At 53.7% G+C, this 14,034-nt stretch carries 15 protein-coding genes and 1 other annotated feature; of the genes, 9 read left to right on the forward strand and 6 right to left on the reverse strand.

Going from position 1 to position 14,034, the window contains the following annotated elements:
• Position 1 precedes the first annotated feature (1 nt).
• Both A8990_RS04300 and trpS read left to right on the forward strand, forming a co-directional pair.
• Entirely contained in the window at positions 2 to 1,939 is a 1,938-nt protein-coding gene (locus A8990_RS04300; protein ID WP_116187784.1) for a beta-propeller fold lactonase family protein, read from the forward strand.
• 975 nt (positions 1,940 to 2,914) lie between these two features.
• Positions 2,915 to 3,188: a binding site (T-box leader), on the forward strand.
• Positions 3,189 to 3,241: 53 nt separating this feature from the next.
• Positions 3,242 to 4,228, forward strand: a complete 987-nt coding sequence (gene trpS / locus A8990_RS04305; protein WP_116187785.1) for a tryptophan--tRNA ligase — start codon at positions 3,242 to 3,244, stop codon at positions 4,226 to 4,228.
• Positions 4,229 to 4,326: 98 nt separating this feature from the next.
• On the opposite strand, the gene A8990_RS04310 is transcribed toward trpS, so the two are convergent.
• Positions 4,327 to 4,518 carry a DUF5325 family protein gene (locus A8990_RS04310; protein WP_116187786.1) on the reverse strand — a complete coding sequence of 64 codons (192 nt, stop codon included), beginning with the start codon at positions 4,516 to 4,518 and terminating at the stop codon, positions 4,327 to 4,329.
• Between the two features lie 119 nt (positions 4,519 to 4,637).
• Here A8990_RS04310 and A8990_RS04315 point away from each other — a divergent pair, with 119 nt between their 5' ends.
• A complete protein-coding gene (locus A8990_RS04315; RefSeq protein ID WP_116187787.1) occupies positions 4,638 to 4,868 on the forward strand; it encodes an alpha/beta-type small acid-soluble spore protein in 231 nt (76 codons plus the stop codon).
• A 134-nt stretch (positions 4,869 to 5,002) separates the two neighbouring features.
• Here A8990_RS04315 and A8990_RS04320 read toward each other — a convergent pair whose 3' ends face one another.
• Complete coding sequence (locus A8990_RS04320) at positions 5,003 to 5,989, reverse strand: metal-dependent hydrolase (protein ID WP_116187788.1); 987 nt, start codon at positions 5,987 to 5,989, stop codon at positions 5,003 to 5,005.
• A 167-nt stretch (positions 5,990 to 6,156) separates the two neighbouring features.
• Between A8990_RS04320 and A8990_RS04325 the strand changes: the two genes are divergently transcribed.
• Complete coding sequence (locus tag A8990_RS04325; RefSeq protein ID WP_116187789.1) at positions 6,157 to 6,456, forward strand: hypothetical protein; 300 nt, start codon at positions 6,157 to 6,159, stop codon at positions 6,454 to 6,456.
• Here A8990_RS04325 and gerQ read toward each other — a convergent pair.
• Together gerQ and A8990_RS04335 are read right to left on the reverse strand one after the other, a co-directional pair.
• Positions 6,434 to 6,994 carry a spore coat protein GerQ gene (gene gerQ / locus A8990_RS04330; protein ID WP_116187790.1) on the reverse strand — a complete coding sequence of 187 codons (561 nt, stop codon included), beginning with the start codon at positions 6,992 to 6,994 and terminating at the stop codon, positions 6,434 to 6,436. The genes A8990_RS04325 and gerQ overlap by 23 nt on opposite strands.
• 42 nt (positions 6,995 to 7,036) lie before the next feature.
• The gene (locus A8990_RS04335) at positions 7,037 to 7,459 is read right to left on the reverse strand and encodes a cell wall hydrolase (RefSeq protein WP_116187791.1); all 423 of its coding nucleotides are present in this window, start codon (positions 7,457 to 7,459) and stop codon (positions 7,037 to 7,039) included.
• 218 nt (positions 7,460 to 7,677) lie between these two features.
• Between A8990_RS04335 and cyoE the strand changes: the two genes are divergently transcribed.
• The 3 genes from cyoE to A8990_RS04350 are packed head-to-tail and all read left to right on the forward strand — an operon-like array spanning position 7,678 to position 10,108.
• Positions 7,678 to 8,538 carry a heme o synthase gene (gene cyoE / locus A8990_RS04340; protein WP_116187792.1) on the forward strand — a complete coding sequence of 287 codons (861 nt, stop codon included), beginning with the start codon at positions 7,678 to 7,680 and terminating at the stop codon, positions 8,536 to 8,538.
• A gap of 13 nt (positions 8,539 to 8,551) precedes the next feature.
• Complete coding sequence (locus tag A8990_RS04345) at positions 8,552 to 9,172, forward strand: SCO family protein (protein WP_116187793.1); 621 nt, start codon at positions 8,552 to 8,554, stop codon at positions 9,170 to 9,172.
• A gap of 12 nt (positions 9,173 to 9,184) precedes the next feature.
• Entirely contained in the window at positions 9,185 to 10,108 is a 924-nt protein-coding gene (locus A8990_RS04350; protein ID WP_116187794.1) for an AEC family transporter, read from the forward strand.
• Positions 10,109 to 10,134: 26 nt separating this feature from the next.
• Here the strand turns inward: A8990_RS04350 and A8990_RS04355 are convergent, their stop codons facing one another.
• Together A8990_RS04355 and A8990_RS04360 are read right to left on the reverse strand one after the other, a co-directional pair.
• Entirely contained in the window at positions 10,135 to 10,506 is a 372-nt protein-coding gene (locus A8990_RS04355) for a toprim domain-containing protein (protein WP_116187795.1), read from the reverse strand.
• A gap of 374 nt (positions 10,507 to 10,880) precedes the next feature.
• On the reverse strand, positions 10,881 to 12,098 hold the full coding sequence (locus A8990_RS04360; RefSeq protein WP_116187796.1) for an MFS transporter: 1,218 nt from the start codon (positions 12,096 to 12,098) through the stop codon (positions 10,881 to 10,883).
• Between the two features lie 197 nt (positions 12,099 to 12,295).
• On the opposite strand from A8990_RS04360, the gene A8990_RS04365 reads away from it, so the two are divergent.
• Positions 12,296 to 12,739, forward strand: a complete 444-nt coding sequence (locus tag A8990_RS04365) for a hypothetical protein (protein WP_181909388.1) — start codon at positions 12,296 to 12,298, stop codon at positions 12,737 to 12,739.
• Between the two features lie 58 nt (positions 12,740 to 12,797).
• Positions 12,798 to 13,964, forward strand: coding sequence for a transglutaminase domain-containing protein (locus tag A8990_RS04370; protein ID WP_116187797.1), 1,167 nt, complete (start codon positions 12,798 to 12,800; stop codon positions 13,962 to 13,964).
• Positions 13,965 to 14,034 lie beyond the last annotated feature (70 nt).

Here is a 14,034-nt window from a genome sequence, read left to right on the forward strand (position 1 = left end):
AATGGCACTCGCCGTTTTGGCTGCAATCGCGGCAGGATGCGGATTCTTCGGTGATAAGGTAGAGTCGGCACCAGCACCGGTATCCGGCAGCAGCATTGTAGCATCGCCTGACGGGAAGCTGCTATATGTCGCGAACGGCGACACCAATACGGTGTCCGTCGTTGATGCAGCTGAGCGCAAAGTGGTGAAGGAGATCGCCGTCGGCAAGGAGCCGCGCGAGCTTGCGGTTTCCAAGGATGGGAAGACGTTGTACGTGACGTGCCGTTATGCCGGCAGCGTTGAGTGGGTTGATGTGGACGAGGGGCGCGTCATCGGAACGGCGAAGCCTGGTATTGAACCGTTCGGCATCGTGGCATCGCCGGACGGAGGACGGCTGTATGTGAGCAATTACCGCTCAGGGACTGTGTCTGTCATTGATGCGGCGACTCGCAAAGTGCTGCAGCAGGTGAAAGCTGGCGATAATCCGCGAGCTTTGGCCCTGACAGCAGATGGCGGGACTTTGTATGTGTCGGATTATCTAGGAGCGCGAACGATTCGGTTCCGCACGGATACGATGGAGCAGCTCGGCATCAGCCAGCTTGCGGCATCGCCGGATGTGAAGGATCAGAAGAAGAGCCAAGGCATCGCGAATACGGTCGAGCAGCTGCGGCTGACACCGGACGGCAAGTCGCTTTGGGAGGCGCATCTGCTCACGAATACGGATACGCCGATTCAGTTTGAGGAAGTGATTTTTCCGGCGCTGTCTGTGGTCGATGTGGGGAGCGGCGCGGAGGATACGAAGGTGCGCAAGGAGCTGTTTAAAGCGATGGATGTCAAAGACAAATTTGGCAAGACGACCATCGTCTCGAATCCGACCGACATCGTGTTCTCGCCGGATGGCAAGAAGGCGTATGCGCTCATGGGCGGCAGCGAGGATTTGCTGGTCTTCGATTTGAATCGAGGCGGCAGGGCGAGTCAGATGATTCACCATTTGCCGGGCGATTATCCGATCGGCATGGTGATGTCTACGGATGGGCGTGAGCTGTACATCCACAATTCGAACTCGCATGATTTGACGTATGTATCGCTGCCGGCGTCTGATGAGGACGGCGGTCGTGCGCAGGTGGACGGGAAGCCGCTGCGATTGATTGCGTCGGACCGGTTGAATGCGCAGCAGCGGCTCGGCAAGACGCTGTTCTACAGCGCGAATAGCGACGACAACCCGTTCGCGGGAAACAACTGGATGAGCTGCGCCTCCTGTCATTCTGACGGCGAGGTGGATATGCTGACGCTGACGACGGGTAAAGGACCGCGGAACGTGCCGAGCAACGTGCTCGCTTTCGAGACGGGGCTGTTCATGTGGGACGGCAGCCGCGATGATTTCACCGACTACATCCACACCGTTCAAGGCGAGATGGGCGGCTTGTCCGATGTGGATCCGGCTGAGCCAATGCCTGCGGATAAGCAGAAGCTGTTCGACGCGCTGGAGGCGTACATGCGGATGCCGGATGCTTTTCCGGTGCCGCAGAGCCCGTACCGGACGGCGGACGGCAAGCTTACTGCCGCGGCAGAGCGCGGCAAGGCGCTGTTCGAGGGCAAGGCGCAGTGCATCACTTGCCACGCGACAGACGCCTTGACAGACAGCGTCAAGGCGGTGGGCAAGGGCGGCAAGCTGACGACGGCGAATACCGACTATCTGCACGACGTCGGCACGGTGAGCAAGACGGACACCGACTACGCCGGCGACGCGCGCGGGAACTTCACCAACAAGCGCGTACGCGGGCTGTACGACACGCCAACGCTGCGCGGCATCTACGCCACCGCGCCATACCTCCACGACGGCAGCGCAGCCACGCTGGAGGACGTCATCAAGCGCGCAGGCGACGAGCACGGCCACACGTCCGAGCTGTCGGATATGGAAGTGCAGGATTTGGTCGCGTATTTGAAGCAGATTGAGTAGCATCGCAGCCGGGAGTCGAATTCGACTCCCGGCATTTTTTTTGGGTGGGCGGCGCACCAGCCACGTCGGCAGATGTGTGACCCACAGGGATACACATCCGGGGAAAAGTAGCTGAATCGGCCGATGTGTGACCCTCAGGGATACATATTCGGGAAAAAGTAGCTGATAGGGCTGAAGTGTGACCCTGAGGGATACACATTAAGGAAAAAGTAGCTGATTGGGCTGAAGTGTGACCCTGAGGGATACACATTAAGGAAAAAGTAGCTGAATCGTCTGAAGTGTGACCCTGAGGGATACACATTCGGGAAAAAATAGACGAGTCGTCTGAAGTGTGACCATCAGGGATACACATTAGTTGGAATGTGGCAGGTTTGGAGTAAAGTAGCTGGTCTGGTGGACTACATTAGTGGGAATGTGGTGGGATTGGAGTAAAGTAGCTGGTCTGCTGGACTACATCGGCGTAAAACAGGTAGGTGTGGGAGGAAGTAGCTGGTTTGCTGGACTGCATCGTCGAAAAATTGGCAGGTTGGTTGGAAGTAGCTGGTCTGTTGGACTACATTAGCTTGAAAATAGCAGGTTTGGTTGGAACTAGCTGGTCTGCTGGACTACATCGGCGTGAAACAGATGGGTTTAGTGGAAGGTAGCTGGTCTGCTGGACTACACGAGGGACGCTGAAAAAACTAACTAAGGGGTTCAACCTCGCATGAAAGTGTGTCCCGCAGGGACGAAAACGAGTATACGCTCGAAAGCATGCTACAGCGCCTCTGAAACAGTCCTCGTTATACCATACGGGTGTCCAGAGGGTGGTAACCCTCGGGGTCCCCCTTCTAGGGGGATTTAGGGGGTGGTAGTGAGATTTAGGGGGTGTCAGTCAGATTTTAAGGGGTGTCAGTGTGATTTAAAGTTTTTTAAAAAGGCGGGTATCGTCAAAGGGCGCCAGCCCTTGACAAATCCCCCGGAGGGAGTATACTGGTTGCAAATGCAATGACGGGAATAAGTAAGCTTGGATTGTACGCTCCAGAGAGCCGGTGGTTGGTGGAAACCGGTGCAAGCATCCGATGCCGAATGGGTCCCCGAGCCGCGATGAGGAAAGCCGCCTCCGAGAGGTCTGAGCCGTATACATCGCCGATTCGCTCCATGTTACGGAGTTTGGAGGTTTGCTTGAACTCTCAATAACGGCGCATACATAGCCCGTTGACGCGCAGTCAGGCAAACAAATTAGGGTGGCACCACGGTCCTCGTCCCTTGCGGCGGAGGGCCTTTTTTGCGTTCAAAAATGGATTTAGTTGAGGAGGAACTTACATGCCACGCGTACTATCCGGCATTCAGCCTAGCGGTCAGCTGACACTAGGCAACTACATCGGCGCTATTCAGAATTTCGTCAAGCTGCAAGAAACCCATGAGTGCTTCTTCATGGTCGTTGACCTGCATGCGATCACGGTTCCGCAGGAGCCGGCAGCGCTCCGCGAGCAGACCGAATCGGTAGCTGCACTCTTCATCGCAGCAGGCATTGATCCGGCCAGAGCGAGCGTATTCGCACAATCCCACGTATCCCCGCACGCGGAGCTCGGCTGGTTGTTTACGACGCTCGCGTACATGGGCGAGCTCGAGCGGATGACGCAGTTCAAGGACAAATCGAGCGGCAAAGACTCGGTCGGCGCTGGCCTGTTCGTCTACCCGACGCTGATGGCGGCAGATATCCTGCTGTACAATGCGGATCTCGTTCCAGTGGGCGACGACCAGAAGCAGCATCTGGAGCTGACACGCGACCTCGCGCAGCGGTTCAACCAACGCTACGGCGACATGTTCACGGTGCCGCAGCCGTACATTCCGAAGGTCGGCGCTCGCATCATGTCGCTCGATGACGGCACGAAGAAGATGAGCAAGAGCAATCCGAACCCGGGCAGCTACATCGCGCTGCTTGACCCGCCGGATGTCATCCGCAAGAAGATCAGCCGCGCGACAACGGACTCCGGCCGCGATGTGCAGTTTAACCCGGCGGAGAAGCCGGAGGTGAGCAACCTGATGAGCATCTATTCGCACTGCGCGGATATGACGCTGGACGAGATCGAGGCGCGTTACGCCGGCCAAGGCTACGGCGCATTCAAGAAGGATCTCGCAGAGGCGGTTGTCGCGAAGCTCGAGCCGCTGCAGAAGCGTTATGCGGAAATCCGCAGCACGGGCGAAATCCACGATATTCTAAAACAAGGCGCGGAGAACGTATCCGTCATTGCGCACCAAACGCTGCGTGAAGCGAAAGAGAGAATGGGCTTCCTTCTCCCTCGTTAATCGTGAGCTACCCGCACGAAGTCAAAAAGGAAGTATAGCTGCCAGCAGGGCGCCATACTTCCTTTTTTGCTTTACCGCGTTACCTCTTAATTTTTACCTCAAACCTGATCGTTTCCGTTACCGTTGCGACGACGCATTCTGGCTTTCACGATGAAGCCTGCGCCAATACTGCAGATCGTCAGTAGGAAAAACAGCACCGTAAGCCACCCGCTATAGCTGATGGAAATAGCTGTCGCACACATCAATAACACCGACAAAACCGCGAAAAACAAGGACATTGGCTTGGACATTTCTAACCCGTCTCCTTAACCTGATAAATTTCTTATGAACTTTAGCATATTCTTCTCGCAAACGAATCATAATAAGTTTGCAACACACCATCGTAAGAGTTGAAAGGAGAATTACTCACATGGCAGGACAACAATCTCGCAGCAGCAATACGCTGGTAGTACCGCAAGCAACAGCAGCACTTCAACAAATGAAGTTTGAGGCAGCGCAAGAGCTCGGTATTCAAATCCCTCAAGACGGTTACTACGGTAACGTTTCGACTCGTGATGCAGGTTCACTTGGTGGATACATCACGCGCAAACTTGTTCAAATCGCTGAACAACAACTGTCGGGTGGCTCTTCGTTCCGCTAAGCGGCACACAATAGTTTAAATTTCCAAAGAGTAATGGTCAGAAGCTCAAGGGCAGCCTTGAGCTTCTGCTTTGTTTTCCAACCATAAACCAAGAAAAAAACCTCTTCTATTGTGCAAGAAGAGGCTTCTTCAAGTCAATACGTATTCATTCTCAGCCGCTTCTGCAGCCGATCCTCGCTTAGCCAGCCGACGTAGGAGCCAAGTGTCTTAAACTCGGTATCCATGAGCAGCACGCCGACGAACGGATACTGCTTCCGATGCCTGTAACGGACATCCGACCAGCGCACTTCGTATCCCCACGGATGCTCCTGCACCTCTGCGCAAGCAAAGGAGGTGAAGTAGAGGAAGGCGCGAATCGAATGGTCGTTCTTGGACTTCTCGACTGCGGGATGATCGGAGCATTTGGCCCGGTCCATCCAGCGAAGCTTGCCGCCTCGGAAGTCGCCGATGAAGAAGGAGCCGTCTGCCCGACGTTTGACAACGTTCCAATCGTGAAGCGAAATCGTCGGGATCAATACATATTGATCGCCTTTCTCATGCACGGTATCGAGCCGAATCATCTGCTTGCCGAGCGCACGATGAACGACGGTTCGCCAGATGTAGTACACGATGAGAAAAGCGTACAGGGACGGAAAAATAATCGTTGGATCACCGATCCGCAGCGCCCAGAGCACAATCGCGATAAGGTGGCTGACGAAGATGACCGGATCGAAGATGTGTATAATGTTCCAAGAGATCCATTTTTCCGTAAAGGGTCTGGCGGCTTGCGTACCGTACGTGTTGAACAGATCCGAGAACACATGGACGCAGACTGCAAGGAGTATCCAACCTCCGACATGCAGCCAAGGCAGGTTAAATCCGAAGATAAGCTCGAGTATGGCGGTGATCAGCACCGTCCAGATGAGAATGGCCGGTATCGAGTGTGACGCACCGCGATGATTGCGTATATACAAGGCATTGCTCTTGAGACGTAGCACTCCATCCAAGTCCGGGGCTTGTGAACCGACAACCGTACCGATTAATACGGCGGCATGCAGCGTCTGGTCTGCTGCGATTACAGGGTCAACCGAGGCTAGCCCCGCAAGTCCAAGTCCCATCACTAAATGCGTTCCGCTATCCATCTAAGGGGGACCTCCTCGTTGTAGTTAAACAAAGTGTGCGAATGCGGTTATACTCCATATATGTACGCTTAAGTATTTTCTGAATCGTGGGCGTTTATTACGAAATGTTCGTTCTGCGCAAATATAGGCGGAGCTGTTAATCGTTAGAGGGAGGATGAAACAACAAGATGTTTATCTGTTTTGTAGAGTATCACATCGCTCAGGCTTTCGAGGACCGGTATCGGAGCTGGATCGCGCAGAAGCAGCAGGAGTTTAAAGACGCATTTCAGCTATATGAAGGGACGGACCAGCCCTTACTCTTTGTCGAAGTATGGGAGGCAGCGACGGAAGAGAAAGCAGTCGGCATAAAAAAAGAACGCTGCGATGAGCGTTCTTCTTGGTATGAAATGACGGACTGGGTGCCTGGCGGCAGCGCCAAAGTCCATGCCTGGACATTCAAGCCGATTAGCGGCCCGTTGGGGCTGTAGCGGTAGGCGTAGCGGCCGTTGGCAGCATAGGCGTCGTATTTGAAATCGTCACACCGTTAAACGTATATTCGTAGTTGATTGGACCATCGAATGTAACGTAGTCGAGGTTCAATGTGAGCAGTAAGTAGCGCATGCCAGTCGACGGATCGCTGATGATGATGTGATCGCGGCCAGCCGCTTCGATAATGCCGCGGAATACTTTCGCATTCCATTCGCGGTTGTTCTCGTACGTCATATAGAATGTAGCCATTTTGCCGCGGTTCAGACGGAGGATGTTCTCCACGTAGGACTCCTCTGTAGCAGGAACCGTCACGACATTACCGCCCATCGGTGTTACAAAAGAACCGCTTGGTACCATTGGCGGCATTGCTTGAGCTTGAGCGCCTGCCACGAAAGGCGTTGGCACTGGAGCAGGCAGTGGAGTTGGCATAGGCATTGGCATTGCTTGCTGCTGTGGATAGTAGCCGTAGCCGCCAAATGCTGGACCTGTGCTTGCTGGACTTACCGCTGTTGGTTTGTACCCGTAACCGTTTGACATAAGAATGAATTCCTCACTTTCAAAAAATGTTTCATTTTAATGTTAATAAACCCGCGGGCATTCGTCAGGCTTCGGCACATAGAAGCAATGAGCCTTGAACTTGCCTTCGAACCTTTGGTCCCACCAAGTAGGCGGACAGCTGCCTGCCGGACGGAAGTACCATAATGCATTCGAAGAAGGCCATAGGCGCTCGCCGTTGATGACGCGTCTGGCAAGTGCAATCTCATTGTCTCTGGCAGCCTGATAGAAGTAGCCTTTCTGCGTAGCTTCGAATCCCCCTGGGCTTTGGAAAACCATCTGCTGAATGGTGCGGATATTCTTGAAATCGATACAGTTGCCGAGAACACGGTTGACGCCGACGTTGCCGACCATCAGCATGCCCTGGTTGCCTTCGCCTTCAGCTTCCGCGCGGAGAAGCCTAGCGAGCAGCTTAACTTCTTCAGAGTTTGATTTAATGGCTGCCATGTCTCTGACCGTCCACTTCCTTTCGCCCGTTTAGGCTAATAACCACATTGATAGTGTATTGAGAAGTGGGCAAAATGGTTCCAAAGGGTGTCAAATTCATGAACAGCACCCGCGAACATTGTCAACAGCTTCTTTTTTCGGTATGATTAAGAACGATTTTAACTCAGGTAAAATGGGCGAAATGAGGCTCATGCAGGAGTGGAACGGGGAGGCTCGCTGTGTTTAAAGAATATGTGGCCCTGACGAAACCGAAACTCATACGATTGAACGCTTTCGCTGCGTTCGGCGGGTTCTGGGTCGCTTCCAAATGGGATATTGATTGGGTGCTTATGATCTACATGCTGATTGGCTCGGCACTTGTTATGGCGGCAGCTTGTGTCATTAATAACTACTGGGATCGTGAACTGGACAAGAAGATGGAGCGGACGAAGAAACGCGCGCTGCCGGAGAATCGGTTGAAGCCTTCGAATGTGCTGATCTATGGCATTATTCTGGCGATTATCGGTTCGATCATCCTGTTCACACTTGTAAATCCGTTGACGGGCTGGCTCGGTCTGCTTGGTTTCTTCGTTTACGTCGTCATCTACACGATGTGGCTGAAACGGACTTCGACTTGGAGCACATCGATCGGCGGTATATCCGGTGCAATGCCTCCGGTTATCGGCTACTGCGCAGTAACAGGCACTGTCGATGAAGGCGCATGGATTCTGTTCGCGCTGTTGTTCCTGTGGCAGCCTGCTCACTTCTGGTCGCTGGCGATTCGCCGCGTGGATGAATACCGCGCTGCAGGTTTCCCGCTGCTGCCGGTTGTGAAGGGAATCAGCCGTACGAAGCTGCAAATGCTGCCGTACATTGTGCTGCTCATTCCGACAGGCATTCTCATGTTTACGTATGACTATGCCGGCTATGCATTCTTGATTATTTCGCTGCTTGGCAGCGTCCTATGGCTCGTACATACGCTGACAGGCATGCGGACGGCGGATACGAACAAATGGGCGAAGACGAATTTTATTATTTCGATTAACTACTTGATGCTTGTGTTTCTCGTTATGATTGTGGATACGAACGGAGCAGTGTAAGGAGGGCGCGGTAATGCCTGTAATACGGAAGTACGGTTTTGCCATTGCGGTACTGGCACTATGTGCGGTAATGGGGCTTTATCTATACCTATCGTCGTCGAAGGAAGCGAAGCCGAGCTTGGATCAGAACTTGAAGGCGCCGAGCTTCTCGCTGACGGATCTGGACGGTAACAATGTAACGCTTGAGAATACGAACGGTAAAGTGCGCGTCATCTATTTCTTCTATGCGAACTGCCCGGACATTTGTCCGCCGACTACCTACCTGATGACGCAGGTGCAGGACAAGCTGAAGGATAGCGGCAATTTCGGCAAAGACGTAGAGTTCCTGTCGATCACGTTCGATCCGAAGCGGGATACGACAGACGCAATGAAGCAATTCGCAAGCAAGTTCGATATTGATGCGAGCGGCTGGAAGTTCCTTCGTGAGGACAGCGAGGAAGACACCTCGAAGCTGATGAAGGATTTTGGACTCGGACTGGCGAAAGACCCAAGTACGAACCTGTTTACGCATACGGACACGATTACGTTCGTTGATAAGCAAGGCGTCGTACGCAAATATTTAACTGGCTCCATTGATGAGACACAGAACGCAGACAAGATTACGAAAGTCGTGGATGCACTGTTGGAAGAGTAGAGGATCGATCAAGTGGCCATTTTCTTATCTATATTATGGAACAACATTATCCCGCTTGCGGTCATGATTGCTATAGGCATCACGCTGCATCGGGTTTTTTCTTTAGATATCAAGACGTTATCGAAGCTGAACTTTTACCTGTTCTCGCCAGCCATCATTTTTAAGCTGCTGTATACGACCGAGGTTTCCCTTCAATCTGCACTGCATGTACTGTTGTTCTTCGTCGTGTTCATGCTGCTCCTCTATACGAGTGTGGAGATTGCCATCCGGGTGCGAGGGATAGAGAAGAGCAGGCGCGGGGCGATGCGCAACAGCGTATTGTTCTACAACAGTGCCAACTACGGCATTCCGCTCAATGAGCTCGTGTTCGCCTCAAATCCGTTTACGCTGTCGATTCAGGTGCTCATTATGATGCTGCAAGCGCTCCTCCCGAACACGTATGGGATATACAGCGTCAACGCGCATCGCATTAGCGGCAAGCAGATTCTGAAGACGATTGCGAAGCAGCCCGTTATCTATGCGATACCGCTCGGGTTTCTGATGCGCGGGTTTGGGGTGCCGATCCCCCATGCATTGCAGGTGCCGCTGGATTATGCGGCGAATGCGTTCATAGGCGTGGCGCTCATTACACTCGGCGTGCAGCTCGGCAGTATGAAGATCTCGCTGCGCAGCCTCATGCTAGGCGACGTGCTGCTCTCATGCAGTCTGCGGCTCCTTGGCGGACCGCTTCTCGCAAGCGCGGTCGTGTGGATGCTTGGGATCGATGGGCTAATGGCTAAAGCGCTCATCGTCTCGTCTTCAGTACCGACCTCGCTGTCAAGCGTGCTGCTCGCGGTCGAGTTTGACAACGAGCAGGAATTCGCTTCTCAAGCCGTGCTTGTTTCCACCTTGTTAAGTATTTTGACAGTCACGTTCGTGATCTATGTGATGGGCTAGCTGTTTCAGCAAAGCAAGAATCAGAATTAGAAATCATCTTCTTTACTCCATATGGCGGTGCTTTGAGGCGGGTACGTGATGTACTCCTCGAGGCCCGCTTTTTCTAATTGCTCGATGAGATAATCCTCAGGCGTCTTCTCGACCCCGGGATACCCGCGGCGTGTATGAATGTGCTCGGCGTCCGGAAAAGTATCGCGCAGCATGCCCCGGATTCGCTTGCCCGAAGCGTCATTGTCTGTGAAAATATAGGCTTGCCTGTCGCCGACCTGCCTGCGAAGCTTCTCCAGCTGCGTGGTCCCGGGAGTGCCCATCGTGCAGAAAATATCGACGTCATCGTTCAGCACGCGGCGCAGCCTGCTCCTGTCGTTCTTGCCTTCAACAATGATTGCGATGTCCATTCTGCATCACCTCTTGCTGTTATCATACCTTATTTTGCGCGCGATGATGACAGCCGGCGCTTATGCAAATACGAAAAACGGCCTGCCGAGGCCGGCAGACCGTTTATAGTCGTATTGGCGCAGATCATTATTACCAGCCGCCACAGCCGCAAATAACAATTACGAGCAGGATGAAGAGTACAAGGATCGCACCTGCAGAAGTGAAGCCGTGATGTCCTCCGCGTTCAGCATCTACGAAATTTGACATTGTGAATGTCACCCCTCTTTCGCAAGATGATAATCATAGGCGTTTGGAGCGCTGCTCTGATGTTAAAGCAACTTTGCCTCTTGCCACACTGTAATGTATGCCCCGGAATGATAACAGCCCTGTGCAATCACCCAGTTCTCGAAAAATGGGCACCAGAGCCGCCGGTCCGCGTCGTATAGGCGTAGAACGGCAATACGGACACCGCGATCATCAGCGCGAGGAAGGCAATGTAGTAGGGCGAGATATAATTGCGCAGCTGGCCTGCGAGCATAGGTCCCATAAACGCCCCGACGGAGAAGGCGACAGAGAGGAACGAGAAGGTGCGGCCGTACTTGGCGCCGCCGCTGCGCTCGATCAGAAGTGACGAGAGTGCAGGGAAGATGACGCCTTTGGCCATGCCGAGTATGAAGAGCATAATCATGAATGGCACAGGAACGCCCGCGGCAATTGCAAAATACGTGAGCGCCAGCATGAAGGCCCCCCATAGCGAGCGAAGAAACGGCGACAGCTTGTTCAGGAACAGCATGCTGAGCGTGAGCAGGGCGCCGAGGCTGACGATGGAGAACAGCAGCCCCGTCGTCATCATCGCTTCTTTGCTCGTTGCCATGAGCGGCAGCTCGAAGGAGAGGATGCCTTGCGCGCAGCTCATGGCGACCGGCAGCAGATAGATCAGCCACGGGATGGACTGTGGTTCATCAGTTACTTTTAGCTGCTTGCCTCGTTTGCCGCGCATGCCATGCTCATGCGCGTGCATATGCGCAGATAGCTGCGAGGCTAGCTCGGCAGACTGCGCCGTCACCGGGATATCGCGGATGAAGAACATCGCGCACGCTGCGGTGACGATCAGAATCAGGCCGAGCACGAAGAAGGCGGTCGTGAAGCCGATTTGCGCGACGAGATAGGCGCCGGCAGCCGGTGACACGACGGACGCGATCGTATGCACGAGGCCGTTGCCGGCCATCAGCTTGCCTTGCTTGATCCGGTCGGAGGTGATGCGCGCGAGCAGCGACATACAAGCCGGCGAGAGGAAGGCGAGCACGAATCCGCTGATCGAGCGCAGCGTCAGCAGCTGCCAAGGGTCCGTTACGCGCGACTGCAGCAGCAGAATCGCGCCGGCGGCGGCCAGGCTGAAGACGATGAACAGCCGGCTGCCGTATCGGTCGACGCTATATCCGGCAATGACGTTGCCGGGCAGATGCGTAATGGAATAGAGGCCCATCATCAGGCCGATGAAGGATGGTGCGGCTCCGATCGACACCGCGAACGGCGTTAGAATCGGATACTGGGCATGCAGATCGAAAAAGGCGACGAACAGGAACAAATACAGCCATATTGCAGTTCTCAGCTTGGTTCACTCCTTCTACCATGGGATTTCGCTTGTGATACCGTATGTTACTACTTGTACGCAGGGGACAAGCCTGATATGTCAGGCGCATGTCCTATGCAAACCTAGCAGGCGGCACCGTTTACGCACATAGGGTCATAGGGTATAATATTTTGTAATGAAACTTTTTGGCGGGTATAATGGAGGAGTGCGTGAGGATGAGCTTGGATTTCAATTATGATATGGACACGTGGATTCAATTTTTCAAAGACAAATGGCTGTTTCTCGTCGTTGCGCTAATCGTACTGTTCATCGTTCTTCGCATTGTGAAGACGGTCGTCAAGTGGCTCATCGTCGTCGCGATTCTAGCTGTTGTCGTTATCTATAGCGGTTATTCGCTGGATGATATCAAGTCGATCGGCACGAAGGTTGCGGACAGCGTGAAGCAAGAAGCCATTACGGCAATGGCTGGCGAAGCGGCTGAAGCGACATTCACGACGAACAGTGACGGGACGTTCACGGTTAAGACGAAGAACCTTGAATTGACCGGTACACCTGGCGATGGCGAAGTGCAGGTCAAGTTCCACGATACTTCTCTTGGAAAATGGAAGATTGACGATACGATACAAAGTTTAATTACTCAAGCGAAGAAAAACGTCTAGCGGGGCTCCCGAGCAATTGAAATGTCTGCTCTTGCGGACGAATGAAGGAGGGTTCATCATGCATAGCTGGGTTCTGCCGCTGCTCAAACCAGAACCGGTTGCGCTTATGGTGCTGCTCATCCTGCTTGTCTCTATCATTCAAGGTATGAGAAGAGGTGCACCTCGCAGCGCGAAGCACCTTTTCTTTTTTATTTGGCAGGCGGTGAGCGTCGTGCTGGCGCTTGTCATTGCAGGCAGAGGGGCTACGAAGCTGTCCCCGGTCATTCGTGACTACCTGGTGGAACGGCATATTGTTGTGCCGCAGGAGGAGCTGAGCTCCCTGAAGCAGCTGTGGTATACCTTCATTACGAGCTTGCGGGATTTCGAGCTGCTGCGATTCGGCGCCTTGTTTCTGCTCATCTACGCTATCACGAGGAGCTTGCTGCAATTCATAGAGCCGCTATTTGACGTGCTATATGATAGACTTGTTCATTCGGAGCAGGCAGCTGACCACCGGCGTACGCCGCAGCGTCCGCTCTCAGGTACGGCAAGCCGGGCGACTGGTGCACTGCTCGGCGCACTACTTGGAGCGGGACGGGCATTCCTGGTCATCGCGATTCTATTCGTCTACGTGTCGCTGCTGCCGGGGGCGAAAGGTGCTGATTCGATCCGGGCTTCGGCGTTGTACAAGAAGACCGCAGCAGAGATTCTGGATCCGGTCGCTGGCGATGTGCTGAAGCGCGGTCCGGTGTTCAGCGATGCGGTGCAGGCGGAGTTCCGCAAGGTGCTGCAGCGCAAGTATGAAGTGATCGATGCTGCGGTTCCGGCGAATATCGAGGAAGCAGCTGTGAAAGTAACCAAAAATGCGCACACTGATAAAGAGAAGGCAAGAGCGCTCTACGACTGGGTCGGCACGCGCATCGTCTATGATTGGGATAAGGCGAACAATTATGTGGATAATGGGATTTGGAAAGAACAGACGCCAGTTGAAACTTTTGATACCCGAAAAGGCGTCTGTATAGATGTGGCCAGATTGTATGCCATGATGGCGAGGTCAGTCGGGCTTGATGTGAAAGTTGTTACAGGGCTCGGCGTGACGGGAAGCGGCAATGGACCGCATGCTTGGAATGAAGTGAAGCTTGCCGATGAAGGCGGCAAGTGGATACCGCTCGATGCAACATGGGCGTCTTCCGGCGACTGGTTCAATCCGAAGGGCTTCTCGTCATCGCATATACAACAGGCTTGATAGGTGGAAAGCTTGGTCGTTCGGAGCAGGAGCTGGAGGCCGGCTTTGTCTTGATCGCAAGGAGAAGGGA

Origin of the sequence: Paenibacillus taihuensis, from assembly GCF_003386535.1 — a bacterium.
Lineage (GTDB): Bacteria > Bacillota > Bacilli > Paenibacillales > Paenibacillaceae > Paenibacillus_Z > Paenibacillus_Z taihuensis.

Bases quoted from the DNA above. Each gene is read 5' to 3' on its own strand.
- A8990_RS04300 (WP_116187784.1), top strand. From the start codon at position 2: ATGGCACTCGCCGTTTTGGCTGCAATCGCGGCAGGATGCGGATTCTTC.
- trpS (WP_116187785.1), top strand. From the start codon at position 3,242: ATGCCACGCGTACTATCCGGCATTCAGCCTAGCGGTCAGCTGACACTA.
- A8990_RS04310 (WP_116187786.1), bottom strand. From the start codon at position 4,518: ATGTCCAAGCCAATGTCCTTGTTTTTCGCGGTTTTGTCGGTGTTATTG.
- A8990_RS04315 (WP_116187787.1), top strand. From the start codon at position 4,638: ATGGCAGGACAACAATCTCGCAGCAGCAATACGCTGGTAGTACCGCAA.
- A8990_RS04320 (WP_116187788.1), bottom strand. From the start codon at position 5,989: ATGGATAGCGGAACGCATTTAGTGATGGGACTTGGACTTGCGGGGCTA.
- A8990_RS04325 (WP_116187789.1), top strand. From the start codon at position 6,157: ATGTTTATCTGTTTTGTAGAGTATCACATCGCTCAGGCTTTCGAGGAC.
- gerQ (WP_116187790.1), bottom strand. From the start codon at position 6,994: ATGTCAAACGGTTACGGGTACAAACCAACAGCGGTAAGTCCAGCAAGC.
- A8990_RS04335 (WP_116187791.1), bottom strand. From the start codon at position 7,459: ATGGCAGCCATTAAATCAAACTCTGAAGAAGTTAAGCTGCTCGCTAGG.
- A8990_RS04345 (WP_116187793.1), top strand. From the start codon at position 8,552: ATGCCTGTAATACGGAAGTACGGTTTTGCCATTGCGGTACTGGCACTA.
- A8990_RS04355 (WP_116187795.1), bottom strand. From the start codon at position 10,506: ATGGACATCGCAATCATTGTTGAAGGCAAGAACGACAGGAGCAGGCTG.
- A8990_RS04365 (WP_181909388.1), top strand. From the start codon at position 12,296: ATGAGCTTGGATTTCAATTATGATATGGACACGTGGATTCAATTTTTC.
- A8990_RS04370 (WP_116187797.1), top strand. From the start codon at position 12,798: ATGCATAGCTGGGTTCTGCCGCTGCTCAAACCAGAACCGGTTGCGCTT.